The sequence below is a fragment of the Burkholderia cenocepacia genome, assembly GCF_900446215.1.
Lineage (GTDB): Bacteria > Pseudomonadota > Gammaproteobacteria > Burkholderiales > Burkholderiaceae > Burkholderia > Burkholderia cenocepacia.
The window spans coordinates 374,084-393,291 of sequence record NZ_UAQZ01000016.1 but is presented as its reverse complement, the minus strand read 5'-3'; the positions used below and the strand labels follow the sequence as shown (position 1 = coordinate 393,291).

The 19,208-nt window shown below is 68.3% G+C and carries 20 protein-coding genes and 2 pseudogenes; 8 read left to right on the top strand and 14 right to left on the bottom strand.

The features are described 5' to 3' along the window. Positions 1–3: 3 nt before the first annotated feature. The 3 genes from soxC (at position 4) to DTA15_RS34020 (ending at position 3,041) form a co-directional block, all read left to right on the top strand. On the top strand, positions 4–1,260 hold the full coding sequence (soxC, locus tag DTA15_RS34030) for a sulfite dehydrogenase (protein ID WP_012493734.1): 1,257 nt from the start codon (positions 4–6) through the stop codon (positions 1,258–1,260). Next, entirely contained in the window at positions 1,253–1,777 is a 525-nt protein-coding gene (locus DTA15_RS34025) for a c-type cytochrome (RefSeq protein WP_006493984.1), read from the top strand. The genes soxC and DTA15_RS34025 overlap by 8 nt, the downstream gene beginning before the upstream one ends. A 76-nt stretch (positions 1,778–1,853) precedes the next feature. Further along, positions 1,854–3,041, top strand: a complete 1,188-nt coding sequence (locus tag DTA15_RS34020) for an LLM class flavin-dependent oxidoreductase (protein ID WP_006493986.1) — start codon at positions 1,854–1,856, stop codon at positions 3,039–3,041. Positions 3,042–3,095: 54 nt separating this feature from the next. On the opposite strand, the gene DTA15_RS34015 is transcribed toward DTA15_RS34020, so the two are convergent. The 3 genes and pseudogenes from DTA15_RS34015 to DTA15_RS34005 all read right to left on the bottom strand — a co-directional run. After that, positions 3,096–4,313, bottom strand: coding sequence for an acyl-CoA dehydrogenase family protein (locus tag DTA15_RS34015; protein WP_006487499.1), 1,218 nt, complete (start codon positions 4,311–4,313; stop codon positions 3,096–3,098). A gap of 162 nt (positions 4,314–4,475) precedes the next feature. After that, on the bottom strand, positions 4,476–5,363 hold the full coding sequence (locus tag DTA15_RS34010) for an ABC transporter permease (protein WP_006487501.1): 888 nt from the start codon (positions 5,361–5,363) through the stop codon (positions 4,476–4,478). Beyond that, positions 5,360–5,773 (bottom strand): annotated as a pseudogene (locus DTA15_RS34005) (ABC transporter ATP-binding protein); the annotation flags it as partial. The gene DTA15_RS34010 and the pseudogene DTA15_RS34005, both read right to left, overlap by 4 nt. A 197-nt stretch (positions 5,774–5,970) precedes the next feature. Between DTA15_RS34005 and DTA15_RS34000 the strand changes: the two are divergent. After that, entirely contained in the window at positions 5,971–6,936 is a 966-nt protein-coding gene (locus DTA15_RS34000) for an IS110-like element ISBcen8 family transposase (protein WP_006476181.1), read from the top strand. 14 nt (positions 6,937–6,950) lie between these two features. Here the strand turns inward: DTA15_RS34000 and DTA15_RS33995 are convergent. The 5 genes and pseudogenes from DTA15_RS33995 to DTA15_RS33975 all read right to left on the bottom strand — a co-directional run. Then, positions 6,951–7,529, bottom strand: a pseudogene (locus DTA15_RS33995) (ATP-binding cassette domain-containing protein); the annotation flags it as partial. 67 nt (positions 7,530–7,596) lie between these two features. After that, positions 7,597–8,628, bottom strand: a complete 1,032-nt coding sequence (locus DTA15_RS33990) for an ABC transporter substrate-binding protein (RefSeq protein ID WP_006487511.1) — start codon at positions 8,626–8,628, stop codon at positions 7,597–7,599. A gap of 49 nt (positions 8,629–8,677) precedes the next feature. After that, complete coding sequence (locus tag DTA15_RS33985; protein WP_006493985.1) at positions 8,678–9,604, bottom strand: TauD/TfdA dioxygenase family protein; 927 nt, start codon at positions 9,602–9,604, stop codon at positions 8,678–8,680. A 218-nt stretch (positions 9,605–9,822) separates the two neighbouring features. Then, a complete protein-coding gene (locus DTA15_RS33980; protein ID WP_006487515.1) occupies positions 9,823–10,833 on the bottom strand; it encodes an SDR family oxidoreductase in 1,011 nt (336 codons plus the stop codon). 63 nt (positions 10,834–10,896) lie between these two features. Next, complete coding sequence (locus tag DTA15_RS33975; RefSeq protein WP_012493736.1) at positions 10,897–11,181, bottom strand: hypothetical protein; 285 nt, start codon at positions 11,179–11,181, stop codon at positions 10,897–10,899. A gap of 286 nt (positions 11,182–11,467) precedes the next feature. Here DTA15_RS33975 and DTA15_RS38780 point away from each other — a divergent pair, with 286 nt between their 5' ends. Continuing rightward, on the top strand, positions 11,468–11,614 hold the full coding sequence (locus DTA15_RS38780) for a hypothetical protein (protein ID WP_006489171.1): 147 nt from the start codon (positions 11,468–11,470) through the stop codon (positions 11,612–11,614). Positions 11,615–11,675: 61 nt separating this feature from the next. Here the strand turns inward: DTA15_RS38780 and DTA15_RS33970 are convergent, their stop codons facing one another. The 3 genes from DTA15_RS33970 to DTA15_RS33960 form a co-directional block, all read right to left on the bottom strand. After that, positions 11,676–11,945: a DUF2934 domain-containing protein gene (locus DTA15_RS33970; protein ID WP_006489185.1), complete on the bottom strand. Its 270-nt coding sequence runs from the start codon at positions 11,943–11,945 to the stop codon at positions 11,676–11,678. Positions 11,946–11,971: 26 nt separating this feature from the next. After that, the gene (locus DTA15_RS33965; RefSeq protein WP_006489155.1) at positions 11,972–12,397 is read right to left on the bottom strand and encodes a CBS domain-containing protein; all 426 of its coding nucleotides are present in this window, start codon (positions 12,395–12,397) and stop codon (positions 11,972–11,974) included. A gap of 72 nt (positions 12,398–12,469) precedes the next feature. Further along, positions 12,470–13,180 carry an MgtC/SapB family protein gene (locus tag DTA15_RS33960; RefSeq protein WP_006489187.1) on the bottom strand — a complete coding sequence of 237 codons (711 nt, stop codon included), beginning with the start codon at positions 13,178–13,180 and terminating at the stop codon, positions 12,470–12,472. Between the two features lie 493 nt (positions 13,181–13,673). Here DTA15_RS33960 and DTA15_RS33955 point away from each other — a divergent pair, with 493 nt between their 5' ends. Both DTA15_RS33955 and DTA15_RS33950 read left to right on the top strand, forming a co-directional pair. Continuing rightward, the gene (locus DTA15_RS33955; RefSeq protein ID WP_006489165.1) at positions 13,674–13,958 is read left to right on the top strand and encodes a helix-turn-helix domain-containing protein; all 285 of its coding nucleotides are present in this window, start codon (positions 13,674–13,676) and stop codon (positions 13,956–13,958) included. Beyond that, positions 13,948–15,252, top strand: coding sequence for a HipA domain-containing protein (locus DTA15_RS33950; protein WP_006489158.1), 1,305 nt, complete (start codon positions 13,948–13,950; stop codon positions 15,250–15,252). Before DTA15_RS33955 ends, DTA15_RS33950 begins: the two co-directional genes overlap by 11 nt. Positions 15,253–15,321: 69 nt before the next feature. On the opposite strand, the gene DTA15_RS33945 is transcribed toward DTA15_RS33950, so the two are convergent. Continuing rightward, positions 15,322–16,287 carry an SDR family NAD(P)-dependent oxidoreductase gene (locus tag DTA15_RS33945; RefSeq protein ID WP_006489175.1) on the bottom strand — a complete coding sequence of 322 codons (966 nt, stop codon included), beginning with the start codon at positions 16,285–16,287 and terminating at the stop codon, positions 15,322–15,324. A 139-nt stretch (positions 16,288–16,426) separates the two neighbouring features. On the opposite strand from DTA15_RS33945, the gene DTA15_RS33940 reads away from it, so the two are divergent. Next, a complete protein-coding gene (locus tag DTA15_RS33940; RefSeq protein ID WP_006489183.1) occupies positions 16,427–17,347 on the top strand; it encodes an AraC family transcriptional regulator in 921 nt (306 codons plus the stop codon). 143 nt (positions 17,348–17,490) lie between these two features. Here DTA15_RS33940 and DTA15_RS33935 read toward each other — a convergent pair whose 3' ends face one another. Together DTA15_RS33935 and DTA15_RS33930 are read right to left on the bottom strand one after the other, a co-directional pair. Further along, positions 17,491–18,021, bottom strand: coding sequence for an OsmC family protein (locus tag DTA15_RS33935; RefSeq protein ID WP_006489151.1), 531 nt, complete (start codon positions 18,019–18,021; stop codon positions 17,491–17,493). A gap of 60 nt (positions 18,022–18,081) precedes the next feature. Continuing rightward, the gene (locus DTA15_RS33930) at positions 18,082–19,152 is read right to left on the bottom strand and encodes a substrate-binding domain-containing protein (RefSeq protein ID WP_006489168.1); all 1,071 of its coding nucleotides are present in this window, start codon (positions 19,150–19,152) and stop codon (positions 18,082–18,084) included. Positions 19,153–19,208: the final 56 nt, after the last annotated feature.

Here is a 19,208-nt window from a genome sequence, read left to right as displayed (position 1 = left end):
ACCATGACCGATTCCCGTTTTCCTCCCCGTGCGCCGCGCCCCGGCCGGCGCGCGGCGCTGCGCCAGTTGGCCGGCGGCTGGGCGGCGACGCTGCTGCCGGCCGGCGGCGCGCTCGCGAGCCCGCCGCTCGATGTGCCGCCGTGGACGCGCGCGCCCGGTGCGCCGCTGCTGTCGCCGCCGTACGGCGTGCCGGGGCCGCACGAACGCGACGTGATTCGCCGCAGCGCCCGCACGCCGGCGCTGCCCGGTTCCGGCTCGTCGATGACGCCGCTCGCCGACCTGTTCGGCGACATCACGCCGAACGGGCTCGTCTACGAGCGTCATCACGCGGGCGTGCCGGACATCGATGCGCAACGCCATCGCGTCGTCGTGCACGGCCTCGTGCGCGAGCCACGCGTCTTCACGGTCGACGACCTGCTGCGCTTCCCGTCCGAATCGCGAATCCACTTCCTCGAATGCTCGGGCAACACGGGCAGCGAATGGAACGGCCCGAGCGGGCTGCCGGTTCAGTTCACGCACGGGTTGCTGTCGTGCTGCGAATGGACCGGCGTCCGGCTGTCGACGCTGCTCGACGAGACGGGCATCGATCCCGCCGCACGCTGGCTGCTCGCCGAAGGCGCGGACGGCGCGGCGATGACGCGCAGCCTGCCGCTCGACCGGATCCTCGAGCGCGCGCTGGTCGTCTATGCGCAGAACGGCGAACGGCTGCGTCCGGAGAACGGCTACCCGGTGCGGCTGATCGTGCCGGGATTCGAAGGCAACACGAACATCAAGTGGCTGCGACGGCTGAAACTGGTGCGTGCGCCGGAGATGACGCGCGAGGAAACGTCGAAATACACGAATCTGCTGCCGGATGGCTGTGCGCGCCAGTTCGTGTTCGAGATGGATGCGAAGTCGGTCATCACGCGGCCGTCGGCCGGCCATCGGCTCGCCGCGCACGGCTATTACCCGATCAGCGGCTACGCGTGGTCGGGCCGCGGCCGGATTCGCGCCGTCGACGTGTCGACCGACGGCGGTCGCACCTGGCGCCCCGCACGGCTCGCCGGCGACGTCCGCGACCGTGCGTTGACGCGCTTCGAGGCCGACTGGGTATGGCGCGGCGAGCCGGCCGACCTGCAAAGCCGCGCGACCGACGACACCGGCTACGTGCAGCCGACCCGCGACGCGCTCGTCGCCGCGCGCGGGCTGAACTCGCAGTACCACTACAACGGCATCCAGAACTGGCGCATCGGCGCGGACGGCGAGGTGCGCAATGCGTAAGCTGCTTGCTTGCCTGCTTGCGACCGGCGCGATGACGTCGGGCGCGTTCGGCGCCGGCTTCGGCCTCGGACAGCCGATCGACCGCGCGGCGCTCGCCGCGTGGGACATCGACGTCGCGCCGGACGGCGGCGGCCTGCCGCCCGGCGCGGGCACGGTCGCACGTGGCGGCCGCGTGTTCGCGGACAAATGCGCGATGTGTCACGGCGCCGGCGGCGAAGGCGGCGTCGGCGATCCGCTCGTCGGTGGCGCCGGCTCGCTCACGAGCGCGAAGCCCAAGAAGACGGTCGGCAGCTACTGGCCCTACGCGACGACGCTGTTCGACTACATTCGCCGGGCGATGCCGTACAACGCGCCGCAATCGCTGAGCGCGGACGACGTCTATGCGGTCACCGCATACGTCCTGCACCTGAACGGCATCGTGCCCGGCGACGCCCGGCTCGACGCGCGCACGCTGCCGCGCGTGCGGATGCCGAACCGTGACGGCTTCGTGCCCGATCCGAGGCCGGGCAAGCTATGACGTGTCCCGCTTCGCTTGCCCCATCGAGTGGCCCACCCGCGCGAGTCGCGTCGCGCTTTTCAGCAAGGACCCCGTGATGAGCGATCCCTCCGTCGCCGCCCCGCTCGCATCGTCGCCGTTCGTCGACGTTCGTTCGCCGGCGGACTTCCCCGACAGCCCCGTGTCGCGCACCCTCTCGCAGCCGCTGATGCTCGGGCTGTTCCTGCCGATCCAGGCTGGCGGATGGAGCGCGTCGACGCTGCCGCGCTCGACCGACTGGACGTTCGACTACAACGCCGAGCTGGTCGCGCGCGCCGAGGCGCTCGGTTTCGATCTCGTGTTCGCGCTGTCGCAATGGCTGCCCAAAGGCGGCTACGGCGGCGTGTTCGACGGCCACGCGCTCGACTCGTTCATGACGCTGGCCGCGCTGACGGCGCGCACCGAGCGGATCATCCTCGTCGCGACGAGCCACGTGCTCTACGGGCCGTGGCATCCGCTGCATTTCGCGAAATTCACCGCGACGCTCGACCACATTTCGCGCGGACGCTGGGGCATCAACGTGGTGACCGGCCACCGCGCGATCGAACACGAGATGTTCGGCTGGAACCGGATCGAACACGACCGGCGCTACGAGATGGCCGCGGAATTCCTCGACGCGGTCCAGCAGTTGTGGGCGCAACCGGACAATTTCAGCTATACGCCCGAACTGTCGAGCTGGCGGCTCGGCGGCGCATTCGTGACGCCGAAGCCGCGCTACGGCCGCCCGCTGCTGATCAACGCGACGGGTTCCGACGCCGGTATCGCGTTCGCCGCACGCTATTCGGACATCGTGTTCGTCACGAGCCCGGCCGGCCCCGACGCCGAACGCGCGATCGACGCGCTGCCCGCGCATACCGCCCGCGTGAAGGCGGCCGCCGCCGCGCGCGGTCGCACGATCCGCACGCTGCTCAATCCGCTCGTGATCTGCCGCGAGACGGCGGCCGAAGCACGCGCGTACCGCGACGCGATCGTCGCGCATGCGGACGAAGGCAGCTTCCACCGCTTCGACAGCGACGCGCACGCGTGGCGCGGCGGGTTCGAGCAGCGTGCGCAAGCCGCCGCGCGCGCGATCGGCGGCAACATCTCGATCACCGGCTCGCCGGAGCAAGTCGCCGACACCATCGTGCGGCTGCACCGCGCGGGCATCGACGGCATCCAGTTGAGTTTCTACGACTTCAAGCCCGATCTCGACTTCTTCGGCGAGCGCGTGCTGCCGCTGCTGCGCGAAGCCGGCTTGCGGCGTTGAAGTCGGCGCTGCAACGCGGCGCGACGGCGTAGCAGCAACCGCCCGCGGCCGTCGTCAGAACACGCGCCCTTCGGTCAGGTGCGTCGTCACGCCGTTCAACACGTAATCGCCCACCACGCGCGCCTTGTGCAGCAACGGGTTGTGGCTGAAGATCGTGCGCAGGTTGCGCCAGTGGCGATCGAAGTTGTGCTCGCGCGCCGTTGCCGACGCGCCGCCCACTTCGAACAGCCGCTCGGCCGCATGCAGCGCGAGCTTGCTGACGATCAGTTGCGTGCGCGCGGTCGCGAGGGTGCTGTCGAGCACGAGCGTATCCGCATCGGCGGCGCCCGCCTCGATCGCATCGGCGGAGCGGTCGAGCGCACGCGCGTTTTCTCGCACGAGCGCGTCGATCGCATGGCTGTGCGCGGACAGCTCGCCGACGATCTGCTGGATGAAGTGATCGTCGCGCGCGGTCGCCGCCGGGCTGTGCAGCGCGGGACGACCATGCGCGAGCACGTAGCGGCGTGCATCGGCCACCACGTTGCGCACGATGCCCGCGCCGGTCGCGACCAGATGCAACTGCCGCAGCGCGCCGCAATGCCGGCCGACGAGCGTCGACCCGTCGCGTGGGGCGACTTCGTCCGCGAACACCTGCACGTCGTTCAGCACCAGGCTGCCGCTCGCGGTCATGCGCTGGCCCATGCCGTCCCAGTCGTCGAGCACCTGCAGGCCGTCGCGCGCCACCGGAACGATCACGGCGAGCGCGTCGCCCTGCTCGTTCTCCACGTTGATGCGCGCGAAATCGGCAAACGCGGTGCCCGTCGAATAGTATTTGCGACCCGTCACGCGATGGTGATCGCCGTCGCGGCGCAGCACGGTCGTGTTCTCGCCCGGGCGCGACGTGCCGCGTTCGGTCGACGCGCCGCCGAAGATCGCGCCGGCCAGCACACGCTCGAGCTGCACGTCGTTGAACGCCGTACGCGGCGACAGCCGCAGCGTCTCGGTCTGGTCGTAGTGGATGCGCAGCGCATGCGCGAGATTCGAATCGGCGGCCGCCAGCGTCGCGATCGCATCGAACAGGTCGACCAGCGTGCCGCCCAGGCCGTCGCGCGCGACCGGAATCCGCAGCGCACCCAGCGCCGAGCGCCGGAAGAGCGCGAAGCCGTCGAACGGCAGTTCGCGACGCGCCTCGCGCTGGGCGGCATCCTGCCCGATCGCAGTCGCGAGATCGGGCAGCGCGGCAAGCGCGTCGCGCAATGCGTCGCGCGGATCGACGGCATCACGGGCAGTCATTCGGCAGGTCCTTGTTCGGGCAGATCGGGGAATGTCGCGGCAGCGCGCGACGGGGCGTACGTTACACGCCGTCCGCTGAGTATAGGGACGCACCCGGCGCGCGTGAAAAGCCGATTTCAGCTTACGTTATGCCCGCGCCGGGATTGATCGCGGACGGGCGCGTCAGTGCTGAATCCCCCAGCGCCGCACGGTCGCGCGTTCGAGCGTATCGAACACGAGGTTCTCGACCAGCAGCCCGATCACGATGACGGCCGCGAGGCCCGCGAACACGCGGTCCGTGTACAGCTCGTTGCGGTTCTGGAAGATGTACCAGCCGAGGCCGCCCTGCCCCGCGCTCGCGCCGAACACGAGCTCGGCCGCGATCAGCGTGCGCCACGCGAAGGCCCAGCCGACGCGCAGGCCCGACAGGATCGACGGCAGCGCGGCCGGCACGAGGATCAGCGCGATCTGGCGCAGGCCCGTGAGCCCATAGTTGCGCCCGGCCATTTTCAGCGTGGCGGGCACGCCGACGAAACCGGTATAGATGCTGAGCGCGAGCGGCCACAGCACCGCATGCACGAGCACGAACAGCAGGCTGCCGGTGCCGAGCCCGAACCACAGCAGCGCGATCGGCAGCAACGCGATCGACGGCAGCGGATTGAACATCGACGTGAGCATCGTCAGCAGATCGCGGCCGATGCGCGTGGATACCGCCAGCGACGTCAGCGCGAACGCCAGCAGCACGCCCAGCGCATAGCCGCGCAGCAGCACCGACATCGAGATGCCGGTCTTGACCAGCAGTTCGCCCGACTCGATGCCCTGCACGAACGCGGCCAGCGTCGCGCCGAAGGTCGGGACGAGCAGATCGTTCGCGACGATGCGCGCGACGATCTCCCACACGGCGATCAGCACGAGCGCGATGACGCCGCGGCGAAACCACGTGGCACCGGCGATGCGGCGCGACAGCGGCGCCGGCGCCGCGCGTTCGGCGTCGGGCAGCGGGTCGAGCGGACGCGTGTATTCAGCGCGCACGGGCGGCAGCGGCGGCAGGACCGGATCGATCGTACTCATGATGCGGCGTCCTCCGTCGTCGGTACGTGCGGTGCGTCGGTGTCGAACAGCAGGCGGTGGATCCGCGCGACGTGGTCGCGGAAGTCGCCGGTGTCGACGTTGTCGAGCGAATGCTCGTGACTGTTGAGTTCCGCCCGCACGCGGCCCGGATGCGGCGACAGCAGCAGAATCCGGTTGCCGACCACGAGCGCCTCCTCGATCGAGTGCGTGACGAACAGCAGCGTGAAGCGGAATTCGTCCCACAGCCGCAGCAGTTCCTCCTGCATCTTGCGGCGCGTGAGCGCGTCGAGCGCGGCGAACGGCTCGTCCATCAGCAGCACGCGCGGCTGCATCGCCAGTGCCCGTGCAATCGCGACGCGCTGCTTCATGCCGCCCGACAGCGTATGCGGATAGGCATCGGCAAACGCGCTTGTATGTTCAGTACTGACCAGTACGGTAAAGTCTGGTGGTAGCCAGACGAGACCGTGCAGTTTGCCCCGCGCTTGGGTGTTGGAGCCCGTGACTGAGTACAAAACGCACGGTTGCCGTGCTGGTCTTCCTGAAGCCCGAACGGTTACGCGCGCCATTTACATCGAGTGCGCATGTACAAGCATGGGATCCGAAGATCATGTCTGCTCCTTCTGCCGTAACGGTCGGCATTGACGTCGCAAAAGCTCACGTCGATGTTTCCGTACTGGGTGCCAATCTGGACATCCGTCGATTCAACAACGATGCCGAGGGCCACTCGGCCCTGGCTGTTGCCCTTCAGCCGCTGAACGTGCAGTTGGTCGTGATGGAGGCGACCGGTGGCTACGAGACCGAGCTGGCGTGCGCCTTGCAAGGTGCGGGTTTGCCGGTCGCTGTCGTCAACCCTCGGCAAGCACGCGATTTTGCCCGCTCGATGGGACGTCTGGCGAAAACCGATGCCATCGACGCACGTATGCTTGCCGAACTGGCTTCCGTGCTACTGCGTCGGGACGATCTGTCCCGCTTGCTACGTCCCGTTCCCGACGAGCGGCAGCAGTGGCTGGCTGCACTGGTGACCCGACGGCGCCAACTACTCACCATGCTCCTTTCGGAGCGACAGCGGCTCCAGATCACGCCGGTTGGTCTGCATTCAAGTCTGCTGGCTATCATTGCCGCCATCCAGGCACAACTCGATGACATTGACGCTCAGATGGTCGCTCATGTACGCCAGCACTTCGGTGAACTCGACCGCCTGTTGCAGTCCACACATGGAATTGGCCCGGTATCCAGCGCCTGCCTGATCGCAGAACTGCCCGAATTGGGCCGGCTCAATCGCCGTCAGATTGCAGCCCTCGTTGGCGTCGCTCCCATTGCTTGCGATTCCGGCTTACGTAATGGGCGACGACGGGTTCAAGGTGGCCGCTTCGCGATCCGTCGCGTGCTGTACATGGCTACATTGACTGCCACACGCTACAACCCCGCCATCAGAGCCTTCTATCAACGCCTGAAGGCCGCCGGCAAACTGTCCAAGGTCGCGCTTGTTGCCTGCATGCGCAAGCTCCTAACCATGCTCAATGCCATGGTCAAAACCAACACGCCTTGGGACGATTCACTTCATCGGGCTTGACTCGGAAGACGGTTACTCAGGCCGACCTTGTCGAGATAGTGCAGCGCGCGCTCGCGGGCTTCGGCGCGCGACAGCTTCGCGGCGGCGCGCAACGGAAACGCGACGTTCTCGACGACCGTCTTCCACGGCGGCAACTGGTCGAACTCCTGGAACACGACGACGCGGTCGGGCCCCGGCCCGCGCACGGGCCGGCCGTCGAGCGCGATCGAACCCGAGACGGGCTCGATGAAGCCGGCGATCGCCTTCAGCAACGTCGACTTCCCGCACCCCGACGGGCCGAGCAGCACGAAGCGGTCGCTGCCGTACACGTCGAAGCTCACCTGATGCGTCGCGCGCACGATCCGCGTGCCGCTGCGGTATTCGAGGCTGACCTCGTCGATGGCGAGCAGGCGTTCGCTGTGCGCGCCGGCCTGCGCGGCATGCGCCGCCGGCCGCCCGGCGGCACCTGCATCGGATGCGGCGGACGCGGCCGGCGACGCGCCGCTGCGTGCCGTATACGGCGGAAACCAGGTTCGGGGAGAAGTGGCGTTCACGATCGAATCTCTTGCGGGAAAAGCATCAACATACGGCCAGGCGTCGTGCGGACCAACCATCGATTGCGCATATCGAAACCGCGCCGCCGCATAAGCGTCGATCGCGGCGTCGCAGCGTCGACGCCGCTCAACTGCCGCCGGCCGTCGCGGGATCGTCGAAGAAGTAGTCGCGCCACGACTTCGGTTCGTTGCGGATCGCACCGGTGCGATGCATGAACTGCGCGAGCGGCAGCGTGTTCTGCGGCGCGGTCTTGAACTGCACCTGCGGATTGCGCAGGATCTTCAGCAGCAGCGCGCGATCGATCTTCGACCCGTTCACGCGAATATAGGTATCGGCCGCGCGCTCCGGGTCGGCCGCGATCTGCCGTGCGGCGTCGGCCAGCGCGGCGACGAACGCGCGGTAGGTCTTCGGGTTGTCGTCGCGGAATTTCTCGGTCGCGTACAGCACCGTCGCGGAGCTCGGGCCGCCCAGCACGTCATAGGAATTCAGCACGATGTGCGCGTTCGGGTTGCCGGCGAGCTCCTGTTCCTGGAACGGCGGATTGCCGAAATGGCCGGTGATCACGTTGCTGTTCGCAAGAATCGCGGCCGTCGCATCGGGGTGCGGGATCGCCTGCGTGAACGCGTCGAGCTTGTCGAACTGCTTGTCGCCCCACTGCTTCGCCGCGGCGTACTGCAGCACGCGCGACTGCACCGACACGCCGACCGCCGGCACCGCGATGCGGTCCTTCGCGCTCAGGTCGGCGATCGTCTTCACGTTCGGGTTGCTGCTGACGAGGTAGTACGGGAAATTGCCGAGCGACGCGACGCCCTTCACGTTCTGCCGGCCGCGCGTGCGGTCCCACACGGTCAACAGCGGCCCGACGCCCGCGCCCGCGACGTCGACCGCGCCGGACAGCAGCGCGTCGTTCACGGCCGCGCCGCCCGACAGCCGCACCCAGTCGACCTTGATGTCGAGGCCGGCCTTGCGCCCTTCCTTCTCGATCAGTTGCTGGTCGCGCGCGACGTTCAGCATCAGGTAGACGACGCCGAACTGCTCGGCGATGCGGATGCGGCCCTCCGCGTGCGCGGCTTGCGGGATGACCGCGCCCGCGAAGGCGAGCGCGGCGGTGAGCGTGGCCGCCAGCGCGCGACGCGCCGGCAAGAACGAGAACGACATCGGAACTCCGGTCAGGAAGGGGCGGAAATGAATGACGGGGGCGTGCGGCTCAGAAAGGCGCGTCGCCTTCGATCGTCGTGCGGTACAGCTTGCGGCGCAGGTGGTCGGGCGTGCCGGCGGCGAGATGCATCAGCGAACGGTTGTCCCAGAACACCAGATCGTGGTCGCGCCATGCGTGCCGATACAGGTGCTCGGCGCGCACGCTGTGTGTGAACAGTTCGTCGAGCAGCGCGCGGCTTTCGTCTTCCGGCAGCCCGACGATGCGCGTCGTGAAATGCTCGCTGACGAACAGCGCCTTGCGGCCGGTTTCCGGATGCGTGCGCACGACCGGATGCACGACCGCGGCGACCTGCGCGATCTGCTCGGGCGACAGGTTGGGCCGCCACGGGCTGCGCGCCTGCAGTTCCGCATAGCGCGCGAGATACGTATGCTCGGCGCGCCGCCCTTCGACCGCGCGGCGCAGGTGGGCCGGCAGCGTGTCCCACGCGAGATGCATGTTCGCGAACAACGTGTCGCCGCCTTCGGCCGGCAGCTCCTGCGCGTGCAGCAGCGAGCCGAGGCTCGGTTTTTCCTTGTACGACAGGTCGGAGTGCCAGAAATGGCCGGCATCGCCGAGCCCGACCGGTTTGCCGTTCTCGACGATGTTCGACACGATCAGCACTTCCGGGTGACCGGCCAGCGCGAACTGGTGCAGCACGTGAATCTGCAGCGGGCCGAAGCGGCGGCTGAATGCGATGTGCTCGTCCGGCGTGATGCGCTGGTCGCGAAACACCAGCACGTGGTGATCGAGATGCGCACGATGGATGCGCGCGAAATCGTCGGCGTCGAGCGGTTGCGACAGGTCGAGGCCGATCACCTCGGCGCCGAGCGGCGCGTCGAACGGCACGATGTCGAAATGCTGCGCCGCGCCGTCCGGCCGCAAGGCGGGATGCCCGGCGGAAAGCGTTGCGGCGTCGCGGATGGCGGTAGTCGTCACGGCACGGCCCCTGATTCGGTCAAAACGCGAATCTACGAGTGCGTGCCGGCGTGCGTCAACGAAGCGATTCGGATACGTTTATCTGCTGCGGTGATAAAGATCGCTGCTCGCGCATACGGCGCCGATCGGGCGTGAAATGGGCGCGGAGTCGTCCGACCGGCGCCGATGACCAAAGGGTCCGCCCGCACCCTGCCGCATCGCCCTGCACCGCGAGCCGACTATGGCTGCCCTGCACCGCCCGACGCACCATAGATCTGCCCGGTCACGTAGCTCGAACGCGACGAAAGCAGTTCGACATAGATCGATGCGATCTCGGCCGGTTGTCCCGGCCGCCCCATCGGCACCTGCTCGCCGAATTTCTCGACGTTGTGTGTCGTCTGTCCGCCGCTGACCTGCAGCGGCGTCCAGAATGGCCCCGGCGCAACGCCGTTGATGCGGATGCCGCGCTGGATCATCTGCTTCGCGAGCCCCTTCGTGAAATTCGCGATCGCCGCTTTCGTCATCGCGTAGTCCAGCAGGTTCGCGGACGGATCGTACGCATTGACCGACGTCGTGTTGACGATCGCCGAACCGGCCGGCATGTGCGGAATGGCAGCCCGCGTGATCCAGAACATCGCATAAAGATTGGTGCGCAGCGTCCAGTCGAACTGCTCGGTGCTGATGTCGAGGATCGATTCATGGCTCTGCTGGCGGGCCGCGTTGTTCACGAGGATGTCGAGCCCGCCGAGCGCGGCGACGGCCCGCTCGACGAGCCCGTTGCACGCGCCTTCGCTGCGGATGTCGACCGGCAGCGGCACGGCCTTGCGCCCCGCGCTGCGGATCAGGTCCACGACTTCGCGCGCATCGGGCTCCTCGTCGGGCAGATAGACGATCGCGACGTCCGCGCCTTCTCGTGCACAGGCGATCGCGACCGCGCGGCCGATGCCCGAGTCGCCACCGGTGATCAGCGCCTTGCGGCCGTCGAGCCGGCCGCTGCCGCGATAGCTGCGCTCGCCGTGATCGGGGCGCGGCGTCATCCGGCCCGCGAGGCCCGGCCACGGCTGGTGCTGCTGCGGAAACGGCGCATGCGGATAAAGCGTGCGCGGATCGCGCGGCGCCGTATCGCCGGCGTCGTCGGGCGGGCCGCCGCCCGTCTGCGCGATCGTCGGCAGGGCGACGCTGGCGACCAGTCCGGCCGTCGTGCCCTGCACCCATTTGCGACGGGATTCGGAAACTTCGTCTGATGACATGATGGACTCCGGTGCGTGGTTGGCGGTGTGGAACCGGACGCGACCATTCGGCCGACGCGCGCGCTACAGCGGCCGCGGCCGATTTCCAGAATCGTCCGGCGCGTCGTGCTCGTCCGGCCACGGCTGGCCGGCCGGATCGCGCACCTCGGTCTGGCGCGGGTCGTCCGGCACGACCTTGCGTGCCTGATCGTCCGGAATCGTGTCGAGTTCGCCGCCGCCCGGCGCGTGGCCGGGGCGCGCGGTCGATTCGCCGCCGCCGGGGGTCGGGTTGCGCCGCTGCGGCGCGTCGGCCGCCTCACGCGCCGCGTCGGGCGACGCGGGATCCTGCCGTTGACTGTGCTCGGTCATGAATGTCTCCCTGTCCGGATGAGGACTGCGTTGCGCCACACCACGCCGCGACGGGCGATGCGGCGGCCTGCACCGCTTTCAGCAAGCGACATGCCGTCATCGGGCTGCGTCTGCGCACCGCCAGCCGGTCGATCCGCTACAGAAATTACAAGCGACGCGTCATCCGGCGCAGTCAGGACAGCGCACGCGGCCGTGCCGATGCGGGAACGAAACGCGGCACGCACGATGCTCGAAAGCGGCATGCCGGCTGCACGCCGGCACCCTTTCGATGCCGAGGAGGACGATCATGAGCGCGACGCACGCGACGAATGCGACACCGAACGACGAAGACATGACCGACACGCCGGACATTCCGCCGCCGGAGCCCGACGACGAGCGCCACGACGACCTGCCCGACTTGCCGGACCCGACCGAAGTGGGCGAGGACGGCTAACCGATCGCGCGAACCGTGCCGCCTGCCGGATTTTCGACACCGCCGGCCGGCGGCCCGCGCTTCACCGCGTGCGCCGCCTTTCGTGCGCGACCTCGCTGGTCGGCAACGCATCGACGTCCTGCAGCGGCTCGCCCGGAACGCGGCGCTTCGCGGCCTGGTCGGCCGGCAAATCCGCCGTCTGCTCGGCGCGCCCGTCCGCGCTGCTGCCCTCGGCATCGAGTTGCTGCTCGGCCCGCTGCCAGTATTCGTCGGCCCTGCCGTCGGGCGCACCGTCCGCCTGCCACAGCTGGTACGCCCGCTCGCGAATCTGCGTTTCCCTGTCTTCGTCCATGTCGTTCTCCGTGTCTGCCATGGCGATCACCGATCCGGGCGCGACGGCGCCGATACCGCGCCGAGCGTCGACGACATCGCGCCGTCGGCGGCCGTCGCCAGATCACCCAGCGCGACGATGCCGACCAGCCGCTTCTGCCGGTCGACCACCGGCACGCGACGAATCTGCGCGTCTTCCATCTTCTTTTGCACCGCCGAGATGTCGTCGTCCTCGTAGCACCAGTTCGCGGGCCCGCTGACGACGCCCTCGATCGATTCGTTCGGCGGCACGCCCATCGACACCGCGCGCACGACGATGTCGCGGTCCGTCAGCATGCCGATCAGCCGCGTGCCGTCGCACACGGGCAGCGCGCCGACGTTCAGGTCGCTCATCAGCTTGGCCGCATCGCGCAGGCTCTGCGTCGGGCCGATGGTCGCGGCGTCGCGCGTCATCACTTCCGATACACATGTCATGTTTCGCTCCTTGATAAGCCGCCCACGGCGGCCTGCGGAACGCAGCATCGCGCGTTCCGGCCGCCGCGCGCGTCAGTTCTCCGTCGAGCAGCGCACCGACGTCAGGCCGGCCGACTCGACGATCCGCATCAGTTGCTTCAGCATCACGTCGGCGCCGGCCGCTTCGCGCCACTGCACGAACAGTTCTTCCTGGCGCACCGCGCGCGCGGTCGTTTCGCAGAAGCTTTTCGTCCGGCACGTGAAACCCGCATCGCGCAGCTTCGCGGCCAGTTGTTCACGTGCAGCCGAGCCGAGCGGATATTCGACCGTCACCAGCGCGGTCCGGACGCCCCGCAAGCGCCGCTCGACGAACCGCAGCGGCCAGACGACCAGCAGCGCGAGCACCAGCCCGAGCGCGCCGAGCGACAACTGGCCGCCGCCGATGCACAGCCCGATGACCGTCACGAACCACAGCGTCGCGGCCGTGGTGACGCCGGACACCAGGCCGTCGCGATGAAGGATCGCGCCGCCGCCGATGAAGCCCATCCCGGTCAGGATGCCGAGCGGCAGCCGCATCAGGTCGAGCACCGAGAACGCGCCCTCCGGCTTGCCCGCCTGCAGCAGCAGCGCATTGACCTGCAGCATCGACAGGCACGCGGCGAGACAGACGAGGATCGTCGTGCGCAGTCCGGCCGTCTTGCCGGATTCGCTGCGATCGAAGCCGATCAGGCCACCCGCGACGAGCGCCAGCCCGATCCTGACGAGAACGTCGTGCCACTGCAGTGCGACCGGCATCGGTTCCATGCGCGCCTCCCGTGCAAATCGTCATGTGTCGGGGCGCGAACGCCGCCGACGACGCTTGCCGGTCGCAAGGCTCGGGCCTGCTTTCCGGGTAGGCGGCGGGTGTAGCAAGTCGAATGGGATTGTAGAAAGGGGCGTTCTGCGCACACTGTGCGTCAGCGGCGAAGGTGCCGGAGCTGTGCGCGGGATCGCCTGCCGCTGCTCGAGGCGCGGAACGGCGGCGGACGGACTGCCGCTGCGGGCATCCATCGGAGCCCTGTCCGGCGTGCCCGTCGGACGCGCGCACGCAGGCGCCGATGCCGTCTTTCTCCGTATCCGGTCAGATACGAACCTCGCCTCCACCCTCCTTTTCTCACCGTCCGTTCCCAATCGGGAACGAAATCACGCCGCCGCTTATCGGAACACTCCATTCGTTCCCGCACGAATACGAATCACGGTCCAAGCCGGCGAGTTATGGAATACTGTTCCCGTTCGGATACGAAGCACGGAGAATGTCATGTCGGAGTCCCAATCCGTCGACACGATCGGCGCGCTCGCCCATTTCATTCGCGCGGCGCGAATCCAGCAGGGGTTCACCCGGGACGAACTCGCGAACGCGACCGGGCTGTCGCCGAAATTCATCAGCCAGGTGGAAGCCGGCAAGCCGACCGCACAAATCGGCAAGGTCATGCTGCTGCTGAGTGAGCTCGGCGTGCGGCTGTACGCCGAGTCGTCGATCGAGATTTCCGAAGCGACCGCGCTGAAGGCCACCCAACGCCGCAGGAGCAGCCATGGCGGCTAGAACGCTGATCGCGTCCGCTAACGGCGTGCGCATGGGCACGCTGGCCGACGACAAGGGGATCTGGTCGTTTGCGTACGACCCGCAATGGCTTGCGTCACCCACCGCGTATCCGCTGTCGCCGGCGTTCCCGCTCCGCGCAGACGTGTTCACCGACACGTCCACCGATCGCCCGGTCCAGTGGTTCTTCGACAATCTGCTGCCCGAGGAAGGCATGCGCACGTCGCTCGCGCGCGAGGCGAAGGTCGATGCGGCCGACGCGTGGGGCCTGCTCGCGTACTTCGGCCGCGAATCGGCCGGCGCGCTGACGCTGCTGACCGACGGCGAGCAGGAAACGCCCGGCGACCTGCAACCGCTGCCGCTCGACGAGCTCGAGCGCCGGATCCAGGCGATGCCCGAGCGCGCGCTGACAGCCACCGCGCCCAAGCGCATGTCGGCGGCCGGCGCGCAGCAGAAACTGCTACTGGTGCTGCGCGGCGACGCGCCCGACTACGCGCTGTTCGAGCCGATCGGCAGCGAACCGTCGATGCACCTGCTCAAACCCGACATGCGCGCGGCCGGCTATCCGCATTCGGCGATCAACGAGTTCTTCTGCATGCGGCTCGCGAAGAAGATGGGGCTCGACGTGCCCGACGTGCATTTCCTGCGCGCGCCGTCCGCCTGCTACGTGATCGACCGGTTCGACCGCGACGTCGCGTCCGAACGGGCCGCACGCGTGCATACGATCGACGCGATGCAGTTGCTCAACTACGACCGCGGTTTCAAGTACCAGCGAGCGAATGCGCAGGAGCTGGCCCGCGCGATCGACCGCACCAGCACGCGCGCGCTCACGCGTCTGTCGGTGTTCCGCTGGACCGTGTTCAACGTGGTGGTCGGCAATGCCGACGCGCACCTGAAGAATCTGTCGTTCTTCGTCGACGCGCGCGGCTACCGGCTCGCACCGTTCTACGACATCGTCAGCACGGTCGTGTATCACACGCCGACGCACCGGCCCGACCACCGCGGCGATCATTGGCCGCACTGCGAGCTGACGATGCCGCTCGGGAATGCGACGCGGTTCGCCGATATCGACACGAATGCGCTGGTCGCATTCGGTCATGCGCTAGGGCTCAGGGAGAAAGCGGCCACCAGCGAACTGCAGCGCTTTCTCGAGCCGCTCGATCGTCACGTCGGAGAGACGCTCGATGAAGTGCGAAACATCACGCATCCGGACGCCCGGGAAATGCGGTTGCTGAATTCGATCGCCGCGATGCCGATCGCGGAGATGGGGCGCGCGCTGCGGCAGGCGCGCGGATAGGTTGCCGCGCGCGGGTGTCGTACCGCCGCCGATACCCGCGCGCCGCCCGGCCCGGCAAATACCTGGGCGTCAGCGCCGCCCCGCAAAGGCATCGACGCCCGTCGCCGCCGCGGACCACGCCCACAGCCGCGCCGCGTCCTCCGGATCGATCGCATGCGGCCGCACGCCCGATTCCTCGTTGCCGCGCGTCACCGTCGCAACGTCGCAATCCTCGCAATAGACACCGCCGAGATCGGCCAGGCGCGGCGACGTCGCCGCCCATACCTGGGTTGCCGCGCCCTGCGCGGGCGTCTTGAAAGTCGGATCGATGGGCACGCCGTGTTCGTCGACCCAGCCCTGCGCCATCATTTCCTCGCGCGTCAGATGACGCTGCAGCGGCGTCGCGATCTTGCCGGGATGCAGCGAATACGCGCGGACACCGAACGGCGCGCCGAGCACGTCGAGCTGCACCGCGAACAACGCGTTGGCCGTTTTCGACTGCCCGTACGCCAGCCATTTGTCGTACCCGCGCGCGAAATCGATATCGTCCCAGCGGATCGGCGACAGCCGGTGCCCGAGCGACGACACCGCGACCACGCGCGCGCCGTCGCCGTGCGCGATCGCCGGCCACAGCCGGTTGACGAGCGCGTAGTGACCGAGGTGATTGACGGCCAGCTGCGCTTCCCTTCCGTCGCCCAAGCGAGTCTCCGGGCACGCCATGATGCCCGCGCTGTTGATGACGATGTGCACGTCGCGCCGCGCGTCGACGAACCGCGCGGCGAATGCGGCCACGCTCGCGGCGTCCGCGAGATCGAGCGTCGCGATTTCCACGCCGTCGATGTCGCGCGTCGCCTCGCGCGCGGCCGCGACGCTCCGTGCGCCGACGACGACGTGCGCACCGGCCTGCGCCAGCGCCCGCGTGGTTTCGAGGCCGAGACCCGAATGGCCGCCCGTGACGATGGCGGTCTTGCCGTGCAGGTCGAGGCCGGCCAGGACGTCGCTCGCCGTCGAGGCGGCGTCGAATCCGGAATGAAGGGGATGCTGCCTGCTCGTCATCGAAGGCTCCAGGAACGGGGTGCGAAGCTCGAGGCCGCCCATCGGCCGCGTCACTGCACGAACCCATTCTCCGGCCGCGCATCCGGACTGTGAATGCAATAGAATCCGGTTTTTCGTCGAGATCGTCCGGGAATTGCGCGTGGACCCGCTATCGGAAGTGCTGTCGCTGCTGGAAACGCGCGACTCGTTTTTCACCGGCCTGCGGGCCGGCGGCCCGTGGGCGGTCGACCTGCCCCCGCCCGACGGAATCAAGTTCAACGCGGTGGTCGAAGGCAGTTGCTGGCTGACCGTCGACGGTGCGGGGCCACCTGTTCGGCTGCGTACGGGAGACTGCTTCCTGCTCGCCGCGCCGCGGGCATTTTCGCTGGCGAGCGATCCGTCGGTCGCGCCGGTGCCGGCCGCCGACGTGTACCGGCATGTCGAACGCGGTATCGCGCACTATGGCGAGCCGGCCGACTGCTTTCTGATCGGCGGCCGCTTCGCGTACGAGGAACGCATGCCGCTGCTGCTCGGCAGCCTGCCGCCCGTGGTGATCGTGAGCGGGGATTCCGAATCGGCGGCGGTGCTGCGCTGGTCGCTGCAGCAACTCGCACGGGAATTCGGCGCGTCGTCGCCGGGCGGGTCGCTGATGATCCGGCATCTCGGACACATGATGCTGGTGCAGATCCTGCGGCGCTACGTGGACACCGGCGCGAACGGCGATGTCGGGTGGCTGGCCGGGCTCGCGGATGCGCGGGTCCGCGCGGCGCTGGCCGCGATTCACGCGGCGCCCGAGCGGCGCTGGACCGTCGACGCGCTGGCGGCCTGCTGCCACGTATCGCGGTCGACGTTCGCGCTGCATTTCAAGCGGCGGCTCGGGTTCGGGCCGCTCGAATACGTGCTGCGCTGGCGGATCCAGCTGGCGATGCGCGAACTGCGCCGCTCGAACGCGTCGATCTCGACGATCGCGCAACGGCTCGGCTACGACTCGGATAGCGCGTTCGGCCATGCGTTCAAGCGGATCGTGGGCTGCTCGCCGCGCGCCTATCGTCATGACGTGACGAAGGAATCGGGCAACTAGCGTCGTGACTGCCTTCGTCGGGCTCGTGATGGCGCGACTCCGTCAACGCCATGCGTTCGTATCGCGACCGTCGGGATAAGTATTCTTATCACAATACCTCGATTGCACTTCCAAACTCGGCCGTGCAGCAATCCGTCAGCGCATCACGCGCCGGTATGCCGCAATTCCCCGTCGATGTGCTGCGGCAGCCTCAGCAGGTTGAAGATCGGGCACACCTCCTCCACCGCCTGATGCAACGCACGGATCGCCTCCGGCGGCTCCGGCGACACGATGTCCAGCGTATAGCGGAGGTTGTGCGGAAATACCGGCACATGCTCGAACCCCGGCTGCTGCGCGAGCGGATGCTGGTCGCCGGTGACTTCGACTTCGATCGCGTCGATCTTCAGCCCCCGTTCTGCGGCCTGGATCAACGTGATGTGCGTGAGGCAGCTGCCGAGCACGCCGAGCTGCAACTCCGGCGATGCGGGCCCGAGGTTGTAGCCCGCGAAATCGGGCGGGCTGTCGCTGATCACCTGGAAATCGCGAATCCGGATCTCGCGCACGCCGCTGCGACCGAGCGCGCGCACGGTCGCCTTCAGCGGCGTCGCCTTGAAATCGGGATCGTTGCGAGCGGCCTGCTGCTTCGCATGCCACGCATCGCGCTTTTGCGCGAGATAGTCGTTCAGGGTCGTCATGGTCGAGTCATGGGTAGGCGGCACGCAAGCAACCGATCGGGTCGCTGCATGCCAGCGCGATCAGTCGAGCGCCGGAATCCACGCAGCCGTCGCCGCGTCGCTCGCGCGGAACGCCGGAAACTTCGCGCCGAGTTCGGCTACGGTGTGAATGTCGTTCTTCACGAGATCGTCGCGCGTGATCAGCGTCGGCTTGACCGCGATGCGCGCACCCGGGTTTTGCCCGGCGACCAGCAACGCCGCGGCCCGCACCGACACGGCGCCGACGACCGCCGGATTCGTCGCGGCCGTCGCGACCCACGCGCTGTTCGGTGCGCGAATCGCCTCGATGTCGGCCGTCGACACGTCCGCGCTGTAGATGCGGATTTTCGACGACAGCCGGGCCTCGTCGGCGGCGAGCTTCGCGCCGCGCGCGAATTCGTCGTACGGCGCGAACACCACGCGAATGTCCGGATTCGCGCGATACACGGCCGCCGCCTGGTTCGCGACCGATTGCGCGATCGGGTTGTCGACGGTGCCCCAGCGCGCCTTTTCCTGCACCTTCGGATGCGCGCGCTTGAAATCGCGCCACGCGGCATCGCGGCGGTCGAGCGGCGCGGATCCTACCACGTACACGTACCCGGCGGAGAACGCGTCGCCGTTGTCCTTCACGGCCTGATCGAGCAGCAGGTTCGCGAGGTCGCGATCGTTCTGCTCGATCTGCGGCACCTTCGGATTGGCGAGATCGACGTCGAACGCGACGACCTTGATCCCCTTGTCCAGCGCACGCTGAACGACGTCCTTCAGCGATTCCGGCAAGCCGTGATTGACGATGATCGCGGACACGCCGATGCTGATCGCCTGCTGGATCTGCTCGCGCTGCTCGGCCGCGTCCTGCCGGCCTTCGTAGATGCGCAGATCGACGCCGAGCGCGCGCGCCTGCTTCTGCGCGCCGGCTTCGTAGGCCTGGAAAAAATCGCCGGTCGACAGGTAGTTGACGAGCGCGATCTTCACGCCGCCCTTGTCGAACGGCGCGGGCGCGCCCTTGAGCGGGCCGGCGTGCGCGGTGGGCACACCGAGCGCGAGTGCGGCGCCCAATACGAGTGCACCGAGTTTCGGTTCGAGGCGCGACTTTCGGCGAAGCAACGAGCGCATGACGTGTCGGTCTCCATACAGGACGATATCGGCTCAATCTATCAGCGCGGCACGCG